The sequence below is a fragment of the Devosia sp. MDV22-iso42 genome (genome assembly GCF_058629155.1).
Map to the genome: position 1 here is coordinate 658,464 of NZ_JBZVWR010000006.1, position 17,713 is coordinate 676,176.

A 17,713-nucleotide genomic window follows, 5' to 3' on the forward strand; every position below is an offset into this window, starting at 1 on the left:
CTAACGCTATGACATACAAAAAACCCGTCGGACAGGCATGAGCACCGAATTGAACAACAGCGCGGACATCGTCACCTGGCTGGACCAGAACCCCCAGGTGGAAGTGCTGCACACGGCCGTCGTTGATCTCAACGGCATCATGCGCGGCAAGCGCATCCCCATCGACCAGGCGCGCCGCATTGCCGACAATGGCATTCGCATGCCGCTGTCGATCGTGGGCGTGGACGTGTGGGGCGAGGACATCGTGGGCAATCCGATGGTGTTCACCAGTGGCGACACCGATGGCATCTGCAGCCCGACCGGCCGCGGCGCGCTACCCATCAACTGGACGACAAGGCCGAGCGCCATGATCCCGCTCTGGTTGTTCCAGGACGTGCACACACCCTTTCTGGGTGATCCGCGCCAGGCGCTGGCGCATGTGGTGCGGCGCTTTGCCGAACATGGGCTGACGCCGGTGGTGGCGACCGAGCTCGAATTCTATCTCGTCGACCCCGAGGCCGATTCCGCGCGACCGCCGATTTCGCCCTATACCGGCAAGCGGCTGGATTCGGACGCCATTTTGTCGCTCGACGAGCTCGAGGATTTCGGCGAGTTCTTCCGCGACGTCTATCTGCAATGCGAGCAGCAGAACGTGCCTGCCGACACCGCGGTGGCCGAAAACGGCATCGGCCAGTTCGAGATCAACCTGCTGCACAGCTCCGACGCGCTCAAGGCGGCCGACGACGCGGTGTTGTTCAAGCGGATCGTCAAGGGCGTGGCGCGCAAGCACAAGCTGGTTGCCACCTTCATGGCCAAGCCCTATGGCGGCCGCTCGGGCAATGGCTTTCACGTGCATTTCAGCCTGAACGACGCCGCCGGTATCAATGTGTTCGATGACGGCACCGAGACCGGGTCGGAAGTGATGCTGCATGCCGTGGGCGGACTGTTGCAGGGCATGGCGGAATCAACGCTGCTGTTTGCGCCGCATTTCAACTCCTACCGCCGGCTGCGCCCCGATACGCACGCCCCAAGTGCGGTGTCCTGGGGCTATGAGAACCGGACCACGGCAGTGCGCATTCCGGGTGGGAATCCGAAGGCGCGCCGTATCGAACACCGCGTCGCCGGTGCCGATGCCAATCCCTATCTAGTGCTGGCTGGCATTCTCGGCGCGGCACTGGCAGGCATCGAAGACGAGATCAAGCCGCCCAAGCCGTTCAAGGGCCGGGCCTATTCGGAGCGGTTGCCCAAGCTGCCGGCTGACTGGGCCTCGGCGGTGAACGCCTTTGAAGATGGCGACATGATTGCCCGTATTTTCGATCCGACCCTGCACTCGATGTTTGTTGCCTGCAAGCGACAGGAAATTGCCGGCTTTGCCTCGCAGGTCTCCGACCTGGAATTCAGTGCCTATCTGGAGATCGTGTGATGACGGCCAAGAGTTACGCCGGCGACGGCAGCTACCCGCCGAGCTATTACGCCGCCTCGCGCAATATCATCCGCCAGCCGGTGACCCTTGAGGGGGAGGCACAGGCCGATATATGCGTCGTCGGCGCCGGCTATTCTGGCCTTTCCGCCGCGCTGCATCTGGCTGAGCAGGGTTTCAAGGTGGTGGTCGTGGAGGGCGCCAGCGTCGGGTGGGGCGCCTCGGGCCGCAATGGCGGCCAGGTGGTCAATGGCCTCAATGCCAGCCTCGACACCATCGGCAAGCGCTATGGTGCGCAGACCGCCAATTTCGTCGGCGGGCTGGTACAGGAAGGCGCCGGGATCATCTACGACTGGGTCGAACGCTATGGCATCGACTGCGATCTGCAGCGCGGCAATATCTATGCTGCCTATACGCCGGCCCATATGCGCGACCTGGAAGCCAAGCAGGCGCTGTGGCGCCAGCATGGCATGGATGACCATGAGATGCTCGACAAGGCCGGCATCCGCAAGCATATCGGCAGCAATGTCTATGAAGGCGGCATGATCGACCATTCGGGCGGCCATATGCATCCGCTCAATCTGGTGCTGGGCGAAGCCAAAGCCCTCGAAGGCCTGGGCGGGGTCATTTACGAAAACTCCCCGGTCACCAAGGTGGAGCAGGACGCTGACAAGGCTACCGTGACCACCGCCAGGGGCCGGGTCACGGCCAATGCCGTGCTGGTCTGCGGCAATGCCTATCTGGGCAATGTGGTACCAGAACTGACGGCGCGCGTGATGCCGGTCTCGACCCAGATGATGGCCACGGCGCCCTTGGGCGAACAGCGTGCCAAGGCCCTGCTCCCGACCGGCATGTGCGTGGAAGACGTGCGCTACATTCTCGACTATTTCCGGCTGAGCGCCGATCACCGGCTGATCTTTGGCGGTGGCGTCGTCTATGGCGGCACCGATCCGGCCGACGTGATCGCCAAGCTGCGGCCCAATATGGACAAGGTATTTCCGCAACTGGCCGACGTCAAAATCGACTATGCCTGGAGCGGCAATTTCGCGCTGTCCTTCTCGCGCGTGCCGCAGCTCGGCCGGTTGGGCGACAAGGTGTATTTCGCGCATGGCTATAGCGGCCACGGTATTACCGGATCGCACCTGTTCGGTCGCATCCTGGGTGAAGCCGTGCGCGGCGACCTGACGCGCTTCGACACCTTCGCCAAGCTGCCCTGGATCTCCTTCCCCGGTGGCAGAATGTTCCGGGCGCAGTATTCGACGCTGGGCTCGTGGTGGTACGCGCTCAAGGACAGGCTGGGGATCTGACGGCGCGACGGCCGTTAATTTGCCCGGAATGGCGCCGCGCAACAGGCGGCGCCATTCTCTCGGATAATATGACAATAATGATCTTGTTTTCTGGCGGCCTTGTTTGGTAGATGGCGGGCGCCGCCGGTTCGCCTGGCGCGCCTTCCGCCAACAGGATCTCCCCCATGCCCCATTCTGCCGTCGCCCGCTGGTCGCGCCTTGCCGCCACCGCACTGATTCTTGCCAGCAGCCTGACCGCCGGCGCCGCTTTTGCCGGCCCGACCAGCTATCCGCTGACACTGTCCAATTGCGGCGTCGACATCACCTTTGCCAAAGCGCCGGAACGGGCGATGGCGCTGGGGCAGAACAGCGCCGAGATCATGCTGCTGCTGGGCCTTGAGGATCGCGTTGCGGGCACCGCCTTCTGGCCGTCCAAAGTGCTGCCCGAGCTGGCAGCGGCTAATGAAAAGGTGAAGCTGCTGACGGTCGAAATTCCGACATTGGAAACCGTTCTAGCCGAGCGTCCCGACTTCGTGGCCGCCCAGTTGCTCAATCTGCTCGGCCCTAACAGCACCATTGCCACGCGCGAAGACTTCGCCAATCTCGACATTCCGAGCTATCTGTCGCCCGGCGTCTGCGCCACATCCGACAATGTGGCCGACGTGCATGGCAGCCGCGCCAGCCTGTGGAATATGGATCTGCTCTACCAGGAGATCGACGAACTGGCGCAGATCTTTGACGTCAGCGATCGCGGCCAGGAACTGATTGCCTCGTTCAAGGCCCGCGAGGCGGCCATCCGCGAGCGGGTGGCGGGCAGCGATGGTGATCCATCCTTTGTCTTCTGGTTCTCCAGCCCGTCGCCGGCCGATGACGCCTATCTGGGCGGCAAGAATGGCGCATCCGGCTTCATCGCCGACCTGCTGGGCGGCCACAATGCCATCACCACCGAAGCCGAATGGCCGACGGTGAGCTGGGAAGGCATTGTCGCTGCCAACCCGACCGTGCTGGTGATCGCCGATCTCGACCGCAATCGCTGGGATCTGGACAAGCCTGCGGCCAAAAAGGCCTTCCTGACCAGCGATCCGGTGGTCAGCCAGATCGATGCCGTCAAGAACGGCCATATCGCGGTGATGGACGGACAGGCGATGAACCCGACCATCCGCACCATCTATGGCGCTGAGCAGCTGGTCGATCAGCTCGTGGGCTTTGGTCTGATCAAGTGAGCCTCGTCAGCCGCACTCTGAGCGGGCGGGCCGGTCTCGGTCTGCTCGCCGTGCTGTCGCTGGCGCTGCTGGCCGTATCGATTGGCGCGGGCGTGGGCATTGGCGAGCTGGCGATTCCGCCATCGACGACGTTCCACGCCATCACCAACCGGCTGGGCTGGACGGCGGTGCCACTCGACAAGATCCATGAAAGCGTCATCTGGGACTATCGGTTGAGCCGCGCCCTGGTGGCCGCGCTTTGTGGTGCCGGGCTGGCGCTGTGTGGCGCCATCCTGCAGTCTTTGCTGCGCAACCCGCTGGCAGAGCCCTATGTGCTGGGCATTTCGGCCGGCGCATCAACCGGCGCCGTCTCGGTGATCGTGCTGGGCGTTGGTGCCGGTGCGGTTACGCTTTCCAGCGGCGCCTTTGCCGGCGCGCTCGCGGCGTTTCTATTCGTGGTCATCTTGGCCAGTGGTGCGCGGGGCGGGGCTGACCGCACCATTCTGGCCGGCGTCGCTGCCTCGCAACTGTTCAATGCGCTGACCTCCTACATCGTGAGCACCTCGGCCAATGCGCAGCAGGCGCGCGACGTGATGTTCTGGCTGCTGGGCAGTTTCGGTGGCGTCCGCTGGCCGGAGTTTCAACTGGCATTGGTCGTGGTGCTGATCGCCCTGGCCATCTGCCTCTTCTATGCAAGGGCACTCGACGCGTTCACCTTCGGTGACGATGCGGCATCATCGCTGGGCATTCCGGTGGTGCGGGTCCGCATCATCCTGTTCGCCACCACGGCCATGCTCACGGCGACCATTGTGAGCATGGTGGGATCGATCGGCTTTGTCGGCCTGGTGGTGCCCCATGTGGCGCGATTCCTGGTCGGGCCGCTGCACCTGCGACTCCTGCCGGCCTGTGTCGGGATCGGCGCCATCTTCATGGTTCTGGCCGACATTGTCTCGCGGATCATCATTCCCCAGCAGGTACTCCCGATTGGCGTGGTGACGGCGCTGATCGGTGTGCCGTTCTTCTCGGTCATCCTCTATCGGGCGAGGCGCGCCGTATGACCATCAAGGCAGACAGAATCAGCTGGGCAGCCGGCAAGACCGTCATTGTCGATGACGTTTCGATCGCCGCCGAGCCTGGCAAGATGCTGGGGCTGCTGGGCCCCAATGGGTCGGGCAAGTCGTCGCTGCTGCGCTTGCTGGTGGGTCTGCGCAAGCCGGATTCCGGCCAGGTGACGCTGGACGGAGAGCCGATTGACCATATTAGTCGCCGGCGGCTGGCCCGGCGGGTGGCGCTGGTGGAACAACACGCCACCACCGACGCCAGTGTCACCGTGCTCGATGTGGTCCGGCTGGGCCGCACGCCGCATCGCTCGGCGCTGTCGCCCTGGACCAGTGCCGATGACGCGGCGGTCGAGGCGGCGCTGGATCGTGTCGGGTTGACCGCCCGGCGCGGCCAAAACTGGCAGACGCTGTCGGGGGGCGAGCGGCAGCGGGTGCACATCGCGCGAGCACTTGCCCAAATGCCCAGTGAAATCGTGCTGGACGAGCCGACCAATCATCTCGACATCCAGCACCAGATCGAAATTCTGCGACTGGTGAATGCTCTGCCCGTCACCAGCATTGTGGCATTGCACGATCTCAATCATGCCGCGATGTTCTGCGACCGGCTGGCGGTGATGGACAAGGGACGCATCGTTGCCACCGGAACGCCTGAGGAGGTGTTGAGTGAACACTTGCTGCGGGAGGTCTTTCGCATCGAGGCCAGAATCGCGCCCTCACCACATCACAGCAAGCTGCATATCCACTATTTGCTGTAGCCGCGGCGGCGGATGAACCGTTCGCCGCGGTTTTGGCTTCCCGGCTCCTGCAGACCTCCCCTAGTGTGGCGGCAGCAACGGAGAGTCGAGTGAGCCAGATAGCCGATAAAGTGCCAAGCAGGCGCGAGTATTTTCAGCCGGTCATGGCCGGTGCATTGGCGGCGATCGTCGGCTATGCCAGCACCTTTACGCTGGTGCTGGCGGCGCTGACCGCGTCGGGTGCCTCGCCGCAGCAGGCCGGCTCGGGCCTGATGAGCGTCTGCATTGCCATCGGCATTCTCAACATCGTGGTCAGTGCCCGTCTGCGGGTGCCGGTCAGCTTTGCCTGGACGACCCCCGGCGTCGCGTTCCTGTTGACGGTGGGCGAGCCGGTAGGCGGCTTTCCGGCCGTGTCGGGGGCCTTCCTCGTAGCGGCAGCGTTGATTCTGCTCACGGGCCTCATCAAGCCGCTGGCGCGGCTGATGGCGGCCATTCCCGCGCCGATCGCCAATGCCATGCTGGCCGGCATGCTGCTGACCCTATGCCTTGCACCCATTACCGCCGTGGCCAAGATGCCGATGCTGGCTTTGCCCATCCTGCTCGCCTGGATCATCGGCCTGCGCTTTGCCCGGCGCTATGCCGTGCCGATTGCCGTGCTGGTGACGGGGATCGTGCTTGCGCTGACGACCAATCTGCCGCCGGGCGCGCTGGATTCGAGCTGGCCGGCGCTGGTGCCGGTCATGCCGGTCTTCACGCTGGACGCTATCGTGCGCATCGGCCTGCCGCTCTATATCGTCACCATGGCGTCGCAGAACCTGCCGGGGCTGGCGGTGATGCAGGCCAATGGTTTCGTGCTGGCGCCGGCGCCGCTCTTTGTCATAACCGGTATCGCCAGCGCCGTGACGGCCCTGTTTGGCGGCCATACCAGCAATCTGGCGGCCATCACGGCGGCGATCTGCGCCGGTCCGGAAGCGCATCCCGACAAGGACAAGCGCTGGCCGGCGCCGATTGCTGCCGGCGCGGTGTATCTGCTGCTGGCTCCGGCAGCCAGCCTGGCCGCGGCGTTCATCGCGGCATCGCCGCCGCTGCTGATCCAGGCGGTGGCCGGACTGGCACTGCTGTCGAGCCTGACGGCGGCACTGGCGGGGGCGCTGGTGCATGAGGAGACCCGCCTGCCGGCCATCTTCACCTTCGTGATCACGGCCTCAGGGATCACCATGATCGGCGTCGGGGCACCCTTCTGGGGCCTGGTGGGCGGCATTGCCATGCTGGTGCTGCTGCGGTTCGGCATCAAGCCGCCTGTCGAGACCACCGGGGCATGACGCTGCCCCATGCCGTGATCATTGCCGGCGGCCAGGGCACGCGCCTGGGCGGGGTGCGGAAGGCGGACCTGCGCCTCGGTGGAGAGCGCCAGCTTGATCGGGTGGTCAGTGCACTCGGCGCGGTGCAGTTCCCCATCCTGGTGGCCAGTGGCCCACCCGGACACAGGCTGGACCTGCCGCCGACCTGTGTAAGCGTGCCGGATCGCGACTCACTCTGCGCCGGGCCGCTGGCGGGGTTGGCCGCCGCAGTGGCGCACCTGGCAGAATCGGGCATCACAGACGGACTGCTGGTCAGCGTCGCGGTTGATACAGGTTTTCTGCCGACCGATTTCGTTTCCCGGCTGATCGACGGATTGGGCGACGCCAGGGCTGTCTATGCCGCCTGGCACCAGGACTTCTACCCACCCAACGCGGCCTGGCGGCTGGAGGCCCTGCAGGGCCTGCCAGCGTGCGTCAGTGGCGCCAGTGGCCCGGCCAGCCTCAAGGCCTTGCAGCGCAGCCTTGGCGCGCAGCGTGTTGACTGGACCGCTGGTGCGAGCAGCAATCCCTTTGCCAATATCAATACCCTTGCCGACCTGCTGGCCCTGCAGCGCCGCGCTTCGCTGTAGGCGCTGCCGCAACTTATTCACATGCACGGCAATTGGGGCTTGGCAAAGCAAAGCAAGTTCGGTACATGGACCTCGCCTTCGCAAGAAGGTCAACGAAGGTGTTCCGCGGTAGCTCAGTGGTAGAGCAATCGGCTGTTAACCGATTGGTCGTAGGTTCGAATCCTACCCGCGGAGCCATTCGTTCCCTGCTCGAATTGAGCAATCTCCCCACCATGTCAGATCGCTGCGTCCGCCCTATCGGCGCGGCAGTGCTCGGCGCTATCGCCGGGCCGGACGGCATCGGCTATATCTGAAGTTTGTCAGCGTTCCTGGCCAACCGGCCGTGATCGGGCGCTGCTCGCCAACAAAGAGGTGCTCGCATGAGCAATGGCATGGACTTGGACGGCGAAAGCCAGATTACCCTGACCCGGACCATCGACGCCCATGTCGATGACGTGTTCAAGGCCTGGACCGATCCGGCACTGATCGAACAGTGGCAGGCCGATCAGGCCGAACTCGATGCCTTCGAGGGCGGAGAATACACCTTCACCACGTTCGGTGACGACGAAGATCCCGAGGATCATACCGTCAGCGGCGAAATCCTGGCCTTCGTGGAAAACCAGAAGCTGGTGATGAGCTGGGTGCACAAGGACGAGGAGGACGAGGAGGACGATCTGATATTCGTGCTCGAAATCCTGTTCAAGGCATTAGGCGACGAGCAGACGCAGATTACGCTGACCGAACGCGGCCTAGCGCATGCCGATCCGGAATCGCGCATTTTTTCCATCGAGGCGTGGAACGCCGCGCTCGAACATCTTGCCGAGGTCATGGCCTAAGCTGAACCGATCGGGCCGTCCGTGCGTAACAGGCGCGGAGGCCCGTAATGCGTTCGACCCATATTGCCTGGCTGCGCAACGATCTGCGCGTTTCTGACAACCCGGCCCTGATGGCCGCGATGCGCGGCGCAGACCGGGCTATAGCCCTTTACATCCACGAGGAAAATATCGGCGTGCGGCCGCCCGGTGCGGCCGCACGCTGGTGGCTGCACCAGAGCCTGAACGCCCTGGAAGCAGATCTGGCAGCGCTGGGTGTCGATCTGCTGGTCCGCCGTGGAGTCCCCGGCGTGATCATTGCTGACCTGGTGGAGGAGCAAGCCATCGATGGTGTGTTCTGGAACCGGCGCTATGCACCAGGCGAGCGCGCGGTCGATGCCGCCATCAAAACCTGGCTGACGGCGCGGGGCACCAAGACCGAGTCGTTCGGAGCCAATGTCCTGATCGAGCCGTGGGAGATCAGCACCGGCCAAGACAAGCCCTATTCGGTTTTCACCCCGTTCTGGAAAACACTCAAACAGCAGCGCCTGACCGCGCCACTGGGGCGCCCCGAGGCGGGGACGCCGCGAGCCCCCGTCCCTGTCGATACCGAATACCAGGAACCGCATTGGGCGGAAAAACTGGGCGGCTACTGGTATGTGGGGGAGGCCTCGGCGCAGCGCATGCTGGCCGACTTTCTCGACCACCGTGTCGGCGATTATCCCGAGCGGCGTGACATCCCCGATTGCGATGCCACTTCGGGCCTGTCGCCGCATCTGCGCTTTGGCGAGATCAGTCCCCGGCAGATCTGGCAGGCTGGCATGCTGGCGGCGGAACTGGCGCCAGAACAGGCCGGTGCGGTCGACAAATTCCTGTCCGAGCTGGCGTGGCGGGACTTCAGCTACCATCAACTCTATCACCGCTGCGACATTACCCAGGAACCCATGCAAGCCAAATATGTCGGCATGGCATGGCGGGATGCACCCGATGATCTTGCCGCCTGGCAGCACGGGCAGACGGGCCTGCCAATCATCGATGCGGGCATGCGCGAGCTGTGGGAGACGGGCTATATGCATAACCGGGTCCGCATGCTGGTGGCATCGCTGCTGACCAAGAACCTGCTGATCGACTGGCGGCTGGGCGAGCGGTGGTTCTGGGACTGCCTGGTGGACAGCGATGTGGCCAGCAATCCAGCCAGCTGGCAATGGGTGGCGGGCAGCGGGCTCGATGCGGCCCCCTATTTCCGCATCTTCAATCCGGTGACACAGGGTGGGCGCTTTGATGCGGCGGGTGGATATGTGCGGCGCTGGTTGCCTGAACTGGCGGCGCTGCCGGACGACTGGGTACACAGTCCCTCGGAGGCGCCGGCTGGCGTGCTGGAACGGGCGGGTGTCATCATTGGCCAAACCTACCCTGCCCCGATTGTTGATCTGAAGACGTCAAGAGCGCGGGCCCTGGCAGCCGCGGCCGCCCTCTAGGGAATGATATTGCGCCGGCAAGCGTGGCGCGCACTGCCATTGCGTTGACGAGCCAATGGGCGGAAAGCTCCGCCCGTGCAGGCGGTTATGGCTTGCAGCCGACGCGGGCCGGCCCTACGGTCACGGTTTACCAGCTCCAGCAGATTGCGCCATGGCCAAGCACAAAGACCTTATCTCCGCTATCGGCAATACGCCGTTGATCCGTCTCAACCGGGTTTCGACCCTGACGGGATGCGACATCTGGGGCAAGGCGGAGTTCCTCAATCCTGGGCAGTCGGTCAAGGATCGCGCAGCGCTGTTCATCATCCATGATGCCGTCAAGTCCGGCCGGCTCAAGCCCGGCGGCACCATTGTCGAAGGCACGGCCGGCAATACCGGGATCGGCCTGACGCTGGTGGCCAACTCACTTGGCTTCAAGTCGGTGATCGTCATTCCCGAGACGCAGAGCCAGGAAAAGAAGGACGCGCTGCGCCTTTATGGGGCCGAGCTGATCGAGGTTCCGGCCAAGCCGTACAAGAACCCCAACAATTACATCAAGCTGTCCGGCCGGCTGGCCGACAAGCTCAATGCCGAACTGCCCGAGGGCGCCATCTGGGCGAACCAGTTCGACAATATCGCCAACCGGCGTGCGCATGTGGAAACCACCGGTCCGGAAATCTGGCAGCAGACCAACGGCCGTATCGACGGCTTCATCTGTGCCGTTGGCTCGGGTGGCACGCTGGCGGGCGTGGCCGAGGCGCTGCGCGCCCGCAATGCCGACGTCAAGATCGGCCTGGCTGACCCCGAGGGGGCGGCACTCTACAATTACTACGCGCACGGGGAGCTCAAATCGTCAGGCGACTCGATCAGCGAAGGCATTGGCCAAGGCCGCATCACCGCCAATCTCGAGGGTCTGACGGTCGACAATCCGTACCAAATTTCCGATGCCGAGGCCCTGCCCTACATCTTTGATCTGCTGCAGCATGAGGGTCTGTGCCTGGGCGGGTCGAGCGCCATCAACATTGCCGGCGCCGTGCGCATGGCCCGCGATCTGGGGCCGGGCAAGACCATCGTGACGATCCTGTGCGACTATGGCAATCGCTATGCCAGCAAGATCTACAATCCCGATTTTCTGCGCGGCAAGAACCTGCCGGTCCCGCCCTGGATGGAAGACCGCACCCCCATCGATATTTCCAGCGTGATGGAAGCTGACGCGGTCTGAGCCGGTCGACGCCGTTGGCATTGTTCGGGCCAGTAAGGCTGCTAGTGTCAGCGATGACGTGTCTGGGTGATAATCTTGGTTGGTCTTGACGACATATTGCGGGCAATCATTGCCGACTTCCACATTGTCGCCGCCATCATGGCAGCGATCTATCTGCTGGCCTTCATCTGCGCGGTGCGCGAGATCATGATCTCGAGGACCTCGCAGGGGTCGATCGCCTGGATCCTGGCGCTGGGCCTGCTGCCGTTTCCGACAGCCTTTCTCTACCTCGTCGTTGGCTGGAAGGCGTTTGACGACTATGCGACGGACCGGATTCGCAATGGCCGGGCGGCGCGTCCCTTGCGCGCCAAGGACCTGGCGCTGATCGACCACAGGGCAGGCGCCCGCTGGCCGGTGCAGACCAAAGTTTCCGAGGTACCGTTTCTGAGCGGCAATGATGTGGAGCTGCTGGTGGATGGGCGGGCCACCTTCGATTCCATTTTTGCCGGCATCGCGGCCGCCAAGTCATATCTGCTGGTGCAGTTCTATATCGTGCGCGACGACGCGCTGGGGCAAGAACTGGCGGAGCGCCTGATCGAGCGGGCCAATGCCGGCGTGAAGGTCTACCTGCTCTACGATGACATTGGCAGCACGGGCATGCCAAGGCGATATCGCGCCGCATTGCGGGCCGCCGGCATCAAGGTTGCCGGCTTCAACCAGCGCCACAAGTTCATGCGGCTCTATGGTCCGACGCGGATCAACTACCGCAATCATCGCAAGATCGTGGTTGCGGATGGCGAGCATGCCTGGGTTGGCGGTCACAATGTGGGCGTCGAATATCTCGGCGAAGACCCAAAATTTGGCCGCTGGCGCGACACCCATGTCCGTGTTTCGGGACCGGCGGCGCTGGGCTGCGCGCTGCTGTTTCGGGAAGACTGGGAATGGGCGACCGGCGAAGTACTGCCCTCGACGCCCCCGGCCAGCGTCGCCACGCCCGGCGGGCAATCGGTCCTGGTCATGGGCACCGGGCCGGCTGACCGGCTGGAGGAGTGCGCCATTGCCTTCACCGACATCATCGGGCGGGCGCGAGAGCGACTGTGGATCGTCAGCCCCTATTTCGTTCCCGACACCGACATTCGTACCGCGCTGTTCGCCGCCAAGCTGCGCGGCGTCGATGTGCAGATCATGTTGCCCAATGAACCCGACCACAAGCTGGTCTGGCTCGCCAGCATCGCCCATGCCGACGCCATGGTGAACCACGGCATCTCCATCCGGCGTTATACCGACGGCTTCCTGCACCAGAAGGTGCTGCTGATGGACGACAAGATCGCGACCGTGGGGAGCGTCAATTTCGACAATCGCTCGTTTGCGATCAACTTCGAGATCACGCTGTGGTTCACCGACCCCAAAGCCATCAGCGATGTCGAAGCCATGCTGACTGAAGATTTCAAGAACTGCCGGGAAGTGACTGCCGACGAAGTCAGATCCCGGTCATGGACCATGCGTTTCCTGACCCAGGCCGCCCGCCTGCTCTCCCCCGTGCTGTAGGTATTGACGATGACCGAGTTCCTGTTCCGTGATGACAGCTATCTGCAATCGGTGCGCGCCACCGTCACGGCTGTGACATCCGAGGGCGGGATCGTGCTCGACCGGACGGTGTTCTATGCAGCGTCCGGCGGCCAGCCCGGCGATAGCGGCGGCCTGCTGCGCGAGAATGGCTCGACGCTGGCCATCGTCACCGCCCTGCACCCTGACGGAGACAAGACAGCGATCGTGCATGTGCCGGCCGGTGACGGTAGCCTGCCGGCCATCGGCGAGACGGTGACCGCCACCCTCGACTGGGTTCCGCGCTATCGCCTGATGCGCATGCATACGGCGCTGCATCTGCTCTCGGTGATCTTTGACTATCCGGTGACCGGGGGCGCGATCGGGGCCGACAAGGGCCGGCTGGACTTTGCCATGCCCGAGGCGCCGGACAATCCCGAGGCGCTTGAAGCCGCGCTCAATGCCATGATCATCGCCGATCATCCGGTCAGCCAGGAATGGATCACAGACGCGGAGATGGCAGCCAATCCCGAGCTGATCAAGACCATGAACGTCAAGCCGCCCATGGGTCAGGGCCGGGTTCGGCTAATCCGGATCGGCGATGTCGACCTGCAGCCGTGTGGCGGCACCCATGTCCAAAGCACTGGCGAGATCGGGCCGGTCAGGCTCGGCAAGATCGAGAACAAGGGCAAGCAGAACCGCCGCGTCAACCTGCTGTTTGTCGAGTAGCTGCGTGGCTCAGCGCACCGGCGGCGCGTAGAGCAGGCCGCCATTGCTCCAGAGGGAATTCTGGCCACGCAACAGGGCCGCGCCCGTTTGCGGGCCGAAGTGGCGATCATAGAGTTCGGCATAGTTGCCGACGGCGCGGATGGCATCGGCCATGAAGGTTGGCTTGAGGCCGAGCGGCGTGCCGAAATCACCTTCGACGCCGAGAATGCGGCGAATGGCCGGCGTGTGCGAGGCCGCGAGGGATTCGGTGTTGAGTGAGGTGATGCCGACCTCTTCGGCATTGACCAAGGCAAACAGCGTCCATCTGACAATGTTGAACCATTGCGGGTCGCCCGTACTGACCATTGGCCCCAGCAATTCCTTGGAAATGCGCTCGGGCAGGATGCGATGGGCGTTTGGCTCCGGCAGGGCGCGACGGATGGCCTGCAACTGCCGGCCCGAAGCCGATATCGCGTCACATAGCCCGGTCCGATAGGCAAGCGAGAGGTCTTCGATGTCCTCATAGGGCACCTCGACATAGCTGGCCTGATTGGCGAAGAAGAATTCCTGCATGCGCTCGAGGTCATCACCGCCGTCGATCACGCAGATGCGGACATTGTCGAGCTCGAAGGCGGATACCAGGCCGAGCGATTGCGGCACGAGGAATGACTGGCCGTCGAAGAAGGCGGTACCAACATAGTTGGCGCCATAGAGCGTGTCACGGCGCTCCGTCCAGGGACCATTGCGTGTCAACACGTCCACGCCATCGGTCTGCAGCGGCGCAAAGCGCGTCTCCCCGCGCAGAGCGCGAAACTCGATGCGATCGGGATCACCGAATACGGCTGCGGCAATGGCCCGGCAGAGATCAACGTCGAAGCCAGACCAGCGGCCATCGGCATCGACTTGGGCAAAACCGGGCAAGGCATTGGTGGCGCCGCAGATCAGGAAGCCGCGAGCCCGCACCAGATCGAGGGTCTGGGCATTGGCGGGCAGCACGGCCAGACCCAGCAGGCAGACCAAGGCGGCCAGCACAGCCGGCATTCGCTTCACAATTGCGGCCAATCGGATCGTTTCCTTCACTCGCATGCGCATATTGGCAGGCGACGGGGCCCGGTCAACCCAAGCCGGGCGGATTGCCCCGGGCAATTTGCCGGGACAATCCACATTCGATGGTCAGTGCAGGATCTGGCTGAGGAAGAGCTTGGTCCGCTCGTGCTGGGGATTGGAGAAGAACTCCCCAGGCTCGTTCTGCTCGATGATCTGGCCCTGATCCATGAAGATGACGCGATTGGCGACCTGGCGAGCAAAGCCCATTTCGTGCGTGACGCAGATCATGGTCATGCCCTCTTCGGCCAGACTGATCATCACGTCGAGCACTTCCTTGACCATTTCCGGATCGAGCGCCGAGGTGGGCTCGTCGAACAGCATGATCTTGGGCTGCATGCAGAGCGAGCGGGCAATGGCCACGCGCTGCTGCTGGCCGCCCGAGAGCTGGCCGGGGAACTTGTTGGCCTGCTCGGGGATTTTGACCCGCTCGAGATAGTGCATGGCAGTCGCCTCGGCTTCCGCCTTGGGCGTACCACGCACCCAAATCGGCGCCAGGGTCAGGTTCTGCAGGATGGTCAGATGCGGAAACAAGTTGAAGTGCTGGAACACCATGCCGACTTCGCGCCGCACTTCGTCGATGCGCTTGAGATCGGCCGTCAGTTCGACCCCATTGACGATGATCTGGCCTTCCTGATGCTCCTCAAGGCGATTGATGCAGCGGATCAGCGTCGATTTGCCCGAGCCCGACGGGCCGGCAATAACAATGCGCTCGCCATCATTGACCGTCAGGTTGATGTCACGCAGGACGTGGAAATCGCTGTACCACTTGTGCATGCCGATGACCTGGATGGCTGGCCGCTTGCCCGCATTGGTGGCTTTGCTGGTGCCCGGCTTTTCGGTTGCAGTAGTCTGGGGAGTTTGTGTCATTTTCAGCTACCTTTTGTGGCCGGTATTGAGACGGCGCTCCATGAACATGGAATAGCGCGACATGGAGAAGCAGAAGACCCAGAACACCATGGCGGCGAACAGGTAGCCGGTCGTGGCCGTATTGGCCGACTGCCATTCAAGGGCCGAGTCATTCTTGGTTTTGACCGCCTCGAGCAGGTCCTTCATGCCCACGATGTAGACAAGCGAGGTATCCTTGAACAGCGCGATGAAGTTGTTCACGATGCCGGGGATCACATGCTTGAGCGCCTGGGGCAGAATGATGAAGTACATCCGCTGCCAGTAGCCCAGCCCCAGGGAGGCGGCAGCTTCGTATTGGCCACGCGGGATGGCCTGCAGGCCGCCACGCACGACTTCAGCCATATAGGCGGAGGTGAACAGGGTGACGCCAACCAGGGCCCGCAGCAATTTGTCCACCGTGGTGCCCTGGGGCATGAACAGCGGCAACATGATCGAGGCCATGAACAGGATGGTGATCAGCGGGACAGCGCGGATCAGTTCGATGAAGGCCACGCAGAGCGTCTTGATGACCGGCAGCGAAGACTGCCGACCCAGTGCCAGGACGATCCCGAGGGGGAAGGACAGCGTGATGCCGACAACCGAGATGATCAGCGTCACCAGCAGGCCGCCCCACTTTTCGGTCGGCATCGGGGACAGACCGAACACGCCGCCGGCCAGCAGGAAGTAGCTGACAATGGGATAGACAAACAGGAACAGCGCCGCGTTGAGCCGCTTGTAGGGAAGCTTGGGCATCAGCAGGGGCACGAAAAGCAACGCGCCCATGGCGAAGACCAGGTTTGGCCGCCAATGCTGGGGGATGTCGTAGAAACCGTAGATGAAGAATTCCATCTCGTTGTAGATGTAGGCCCAGCAGGCCCCGGCTTCGATGGCGCGGCACTCTTCAACCGTGCCCATCGGCCCCACGGCGTGGCCGATGACGAAGTTGAACAGCGGCGGCACGATCCAGAGCAGGAACAGGGCACCTAGCACGGTCAGCAGGGCGTCCAGTGGTGTGGCGAACAGGTTTTTCTGTACCCAGACGATCGCGCCGCTGGTGCGGTTTGGCGCTGGTTTGGCGGGTACCAGTTCAGAACGAACAAATCCAATATCGGTCATGGCTGATCTCCTACCGCTCGACCAGGCTGACGCGGGCATTGTACCAGTTCATGATCGCCGACGTGATCAGCGAGAAGGTCAGATAGACCAGCATGGTCAGGGCGATACACTCGATCGCCCGGCCCGTCTGGTTCAGCGCTGTGCCGGAAAACACGTTGACCAGTTCGGGATAGCCGATGGCCGCGCCCAGTGACGAGTTCTTCGTCAGGTTGAGGTACTGGCTGGTCAGCGGCGGCACGATGACGCGCATGGCCTGCGGCACGATGACCAGACGCAGTCGATCGCCCTCCTTGAGCCCGAGCGACTGGGCGGCCTCGGTCTGTCCGTGGCTGACGGCCTGGATGCCGCCGCGCACCGTCTCGGCAATGAACGACGCCGTATAGATGGTCAGGCCGAACAGCAGCGCGAGAAACTCCGGCGGCAGCTGGACGCCACCCTTGAAATTGAAGCGCTCCAGGACGGGCAGCTCAAAGGCCACATTGGCGCCGCTCAGCAGACCGACCAGGAGCGGCAGCAGCACCAGGATGGCGACGGACGACAAAAAGACCGGAAAGCGCTTGCCGGTGGCCTCAAGGCGCTTGCGCGCCCAGATACGCAGCGCCACAACGCCGGCGATCGCCAGGGCAAAGGCAATCCAGACAAAGATGAATTGCTCATCGGGCAGCGGCTTGGGGACGAAGATGCCGCGCTGATTGATGAAGGAATCGAAGGGCAGTTCATAGGATGCGCGTACCGCCGGCATGGTCTTGAGGACGGCGAAGTACCAGAAGAATAGCTGCAGCAGCAGGGGGATGTTGCGGATGGTCTCGACATAGACGGTGGCGAGGCTTGAGACGATGAAGTTGCTGCTCAGGCGCGCGATGCCGATGGTGAAGCCAAGAATGGTGGCGGCGATGATGCCGATGAAGGCCACCAGCAGCGTATTGGTGATGCCGACGAGGAAGGCCTGCCAGTAGATGGAGGCGCGTGTCCAGGGCAGCAGGGTGAAGCTGATGTCGAAGCCGGCTGTGCTCCAGAGGAAGTCAAAACCCGTGGTCTTGTTCTGGGCAGCCAGGTTGGCCGCTGTGTTGCCGATGATCCAGAGAATGAACGACACCAGGATTGCGGCCACCACGATCTGGTAGACAATGCCGCGGATTACCGGATCGTTGAAAAAGAACGTCTTGGGGGCCGCCGAGGGCCCCGCGTCGAGCGCAGTCATGTGATTAGTCCCCAAGCCGCCAATAACACGGCTGTTTCACGCGTCGCCCCGCGGGCAACGACCCTAGAAACAGAAGACCCGGCGCTCCGT

The 17,713-nt window shown here is 63.2% G+C and carries 16 protein-coding genes and 1 tRNA gene; 13 read left to right on the top strand and 4 right to left on the bottom strand.

The annotated features are described in order from the left end of the window. Positions 1-37 precede the first annotated feature (37 nt). The 13 genes from AC4NN3_RS04865 to AC4NN3_RS04925 all read left to right on the top strand — a co-directional run bounded on the left by AC4NN3_RS04865 (position 38) and on the right by AC4NN3_RS04925 (position 13,335). Positions 38-1,402 carry a glutamine synthetase family protein gene (locus AC4NN3_RS04865; protein ID WP_491925970.1) on the top strand — a complete coding sequence of 455 codons (1,365 nt, stop codon included), beginning with the start codon at positions 38-40 and terminating at the stop codon, positions 1,400-1,402. After that, entirely contained in the window at positions 1,402-2,706 is a 1,305-nt protein-coding gene (locus tag AC4NN3_RS04870) for an NAD(P)/FAD-dependent oxidoreductase (protein ID WP_491925971.1), read from the top strand. The genes AC4NN3_RS04865 and AC4NN3_RS04870 overlap by 1 nt, the downstream gene beginning before the upstream one ends. Before the next feature lie 164 nt (positions 2,707-2,870). Then, on the top strand, positions 2,871-3,908 hold the full coding sequence (locus AC4NN3_RS04875) for an ABC transporter substrate-binding protein (RefSeq protein WP_491925972.1): 1,038 nt from the start codon (positions 2,871-2,873) through the stop codon (positions 3,906-3,908). Beyond that, positions 3,905-4,945, top strand: coding sequence for a FecCD family ABC transporter permease (locus AC4NN3_RS04880; RefSeq protein ID WP_491925973.1), 1,041 nt, complete (start codon positions 3,905-3,907; stop codon positions 4,943-4,945). Before AC4NN3_RS04875 ends, AC4NN3_RS04880 begins: the two co-directional genes overlap by 4 nt. Next, on the top strand, positions 4,942-5,703 hold the full coding sequence (locus AC4NN3_RS04885) for an ABC transporter ATP-binding protein (protein ID WP_491925974.1): 762 nt from the start codon (positions 4,942-4,944) through the stop codon (positions 5,701-5,703). Before AC4NN3_RS04880 ends, AC4NN3_RS04885 begins: the two co-directional genes overlap by 4 nt. A gap of 89 nt (positions 5,704-5,792) precedes the next feature. After that, complete coding sequence (locus tag AC4NN3_RS04890; protein WP_491925975.1) at positions 5,793-7,004, top strand: benzoate/H(+) symporter BenE family transporter; 1,212 nt, start codon at positions 5,793-5,795, stop codon at positions 7,002-7,004. Beyond that, entirely contained in the window at positions 7,001-7,612 is a 612-nt protein-coding gene (mobA, locus tag AC4NN3_RS04895; protein WP_491925976.1) for a molybdenum cofactor guanylyltransferase, read from the top strand. Before AC4NN3_RS04890 ends, mobA begins: the two co-directional genes overlap by 4 nt. A 102-nt stretch (positions 7,613-7,714) precedes the next feature. Further along, positions 7,715-7,789, top strand: a tRNA-Asn gene (locus tag AC4NN3_RS04900). Between the two features lie 182 nt (positions 7,790-7,971). Beyond that, positions 7,972-8,427 (top strand): SRPBCC family protein, encoded by a 456-nt coding sequence (locus AC4NN3_RS04905; RefSeq protein ID WP_491925977.1) that lies wholly within the window; start codon positions 7,972-7,974, stop codon positions 8,425-8,427. Between the two features lie 47 nt (positions 8,428-8,474). Then, positions 8,475-9,881 carry a cryptochrome/photolyase family protein gene (locus tag AC4NN3_RS04910; protein ID WP_491925978.1) on the top strand — a complete coding sequence of 469 codons (1,407 nt, stop codon included), beginning with the start codon at positions 8,475-8,477 and terminating at the stop codon, positions 9,879-9,881. A gap of 151 nt (positions 9,882-10,032) precedes the next feature. Beyond that, complete coding sequence (locus tag AC4NN3_RS04915; RefSeq protein WP_491925979.1) at positions 10,033-11,082, top strand: cysteine synthase A; 1,050 nt, start codon at positions 10,033-10,035, stop codon at positions 11,080-11,082. 75 nt (positions 11,083-11,157) lie between these two features. Then, entirely contained in the window at positions 11,158-12,609 is a 1,452-nt protein-coding gene (gene cls, locus AC4NN3_RS04920; RefSeq protein WP_491925980.1) for a cardiolipin synthase, read from the top strand. Positions 12,610-12,618: 9 nt separating this feature from the next. Then, entirely contained in the window at positions 12,619-13,335 is a 717-nt protein-coding gene (locus tag AC4NN3_RS04925; protein ID WP_491925981.1) for an alanyl-tRNA editing protein, read from the top strand. Positions 13,336-13,344: 9 nt separating this feature from the next. Here the strand turns inward: AC4NN3_RS04925 and AC4NN3_RS04930 are convergent, their stop codons facing one another. The 4 genes from AC4NN3_RS04930 to AC4NN3_RS04945 all read right to left on the bottom strand — a co-directional run bounded on the left by AC4NN3_RS04930 (position 13,345) and on the right by AC4NN3_RS04945 (position 17,623). Next, positions 13,345-14,355: an amino acid ABC transporter substrate-binding protein gene (locus tag AC4NN3_RS04930; RefSeq protein WP_491925982.1), complete on the bottom strand. Its 1,011-nt coding sequence runs from the start codon at positions 14,353-14,355 to the stop codon at positions 13,345-13,347. Positions 14,356-14,487: 132 nt separating this feature from the next. Further along, positions 14,488-15,195: an amino acid ABC transporter ATP-binding protein gene (locus AC4NN3_RS04935; RefSeq protein ID WP_232846856.1), complete on the bottom strand. Its 708-nt coding sequence runs from the start codon at positions 15,193-15,195 to the stop codon at positions 14,488-14,490. A gap of 99 nt (positions 15,196-15,294) precedes the next feature. Further along, a complete protein-coding gene (locus AC4NN3_RS04940; RefSeq protein ID WP_491925983.1) occupies positions 15,295-16,422 on the bottom strand; it encodes an amino acid ABC transporter permease in 1,128 nt (375 codons plus the stop codon). Positions 16,423-16,432: 10 nt separating this feature from the next. Beyond that, entirely contained in the window at positions 16,433-17,623 is a 1,191-nt protein-coding gene (locus AC4NN3_RS04945) for an amino acid ABC transporter permease (protein ID WP_491925984.1), read from the bottom strand. Between the last annotated feature and the right edge of the window lie 90 nt (positions 17,624-17,713).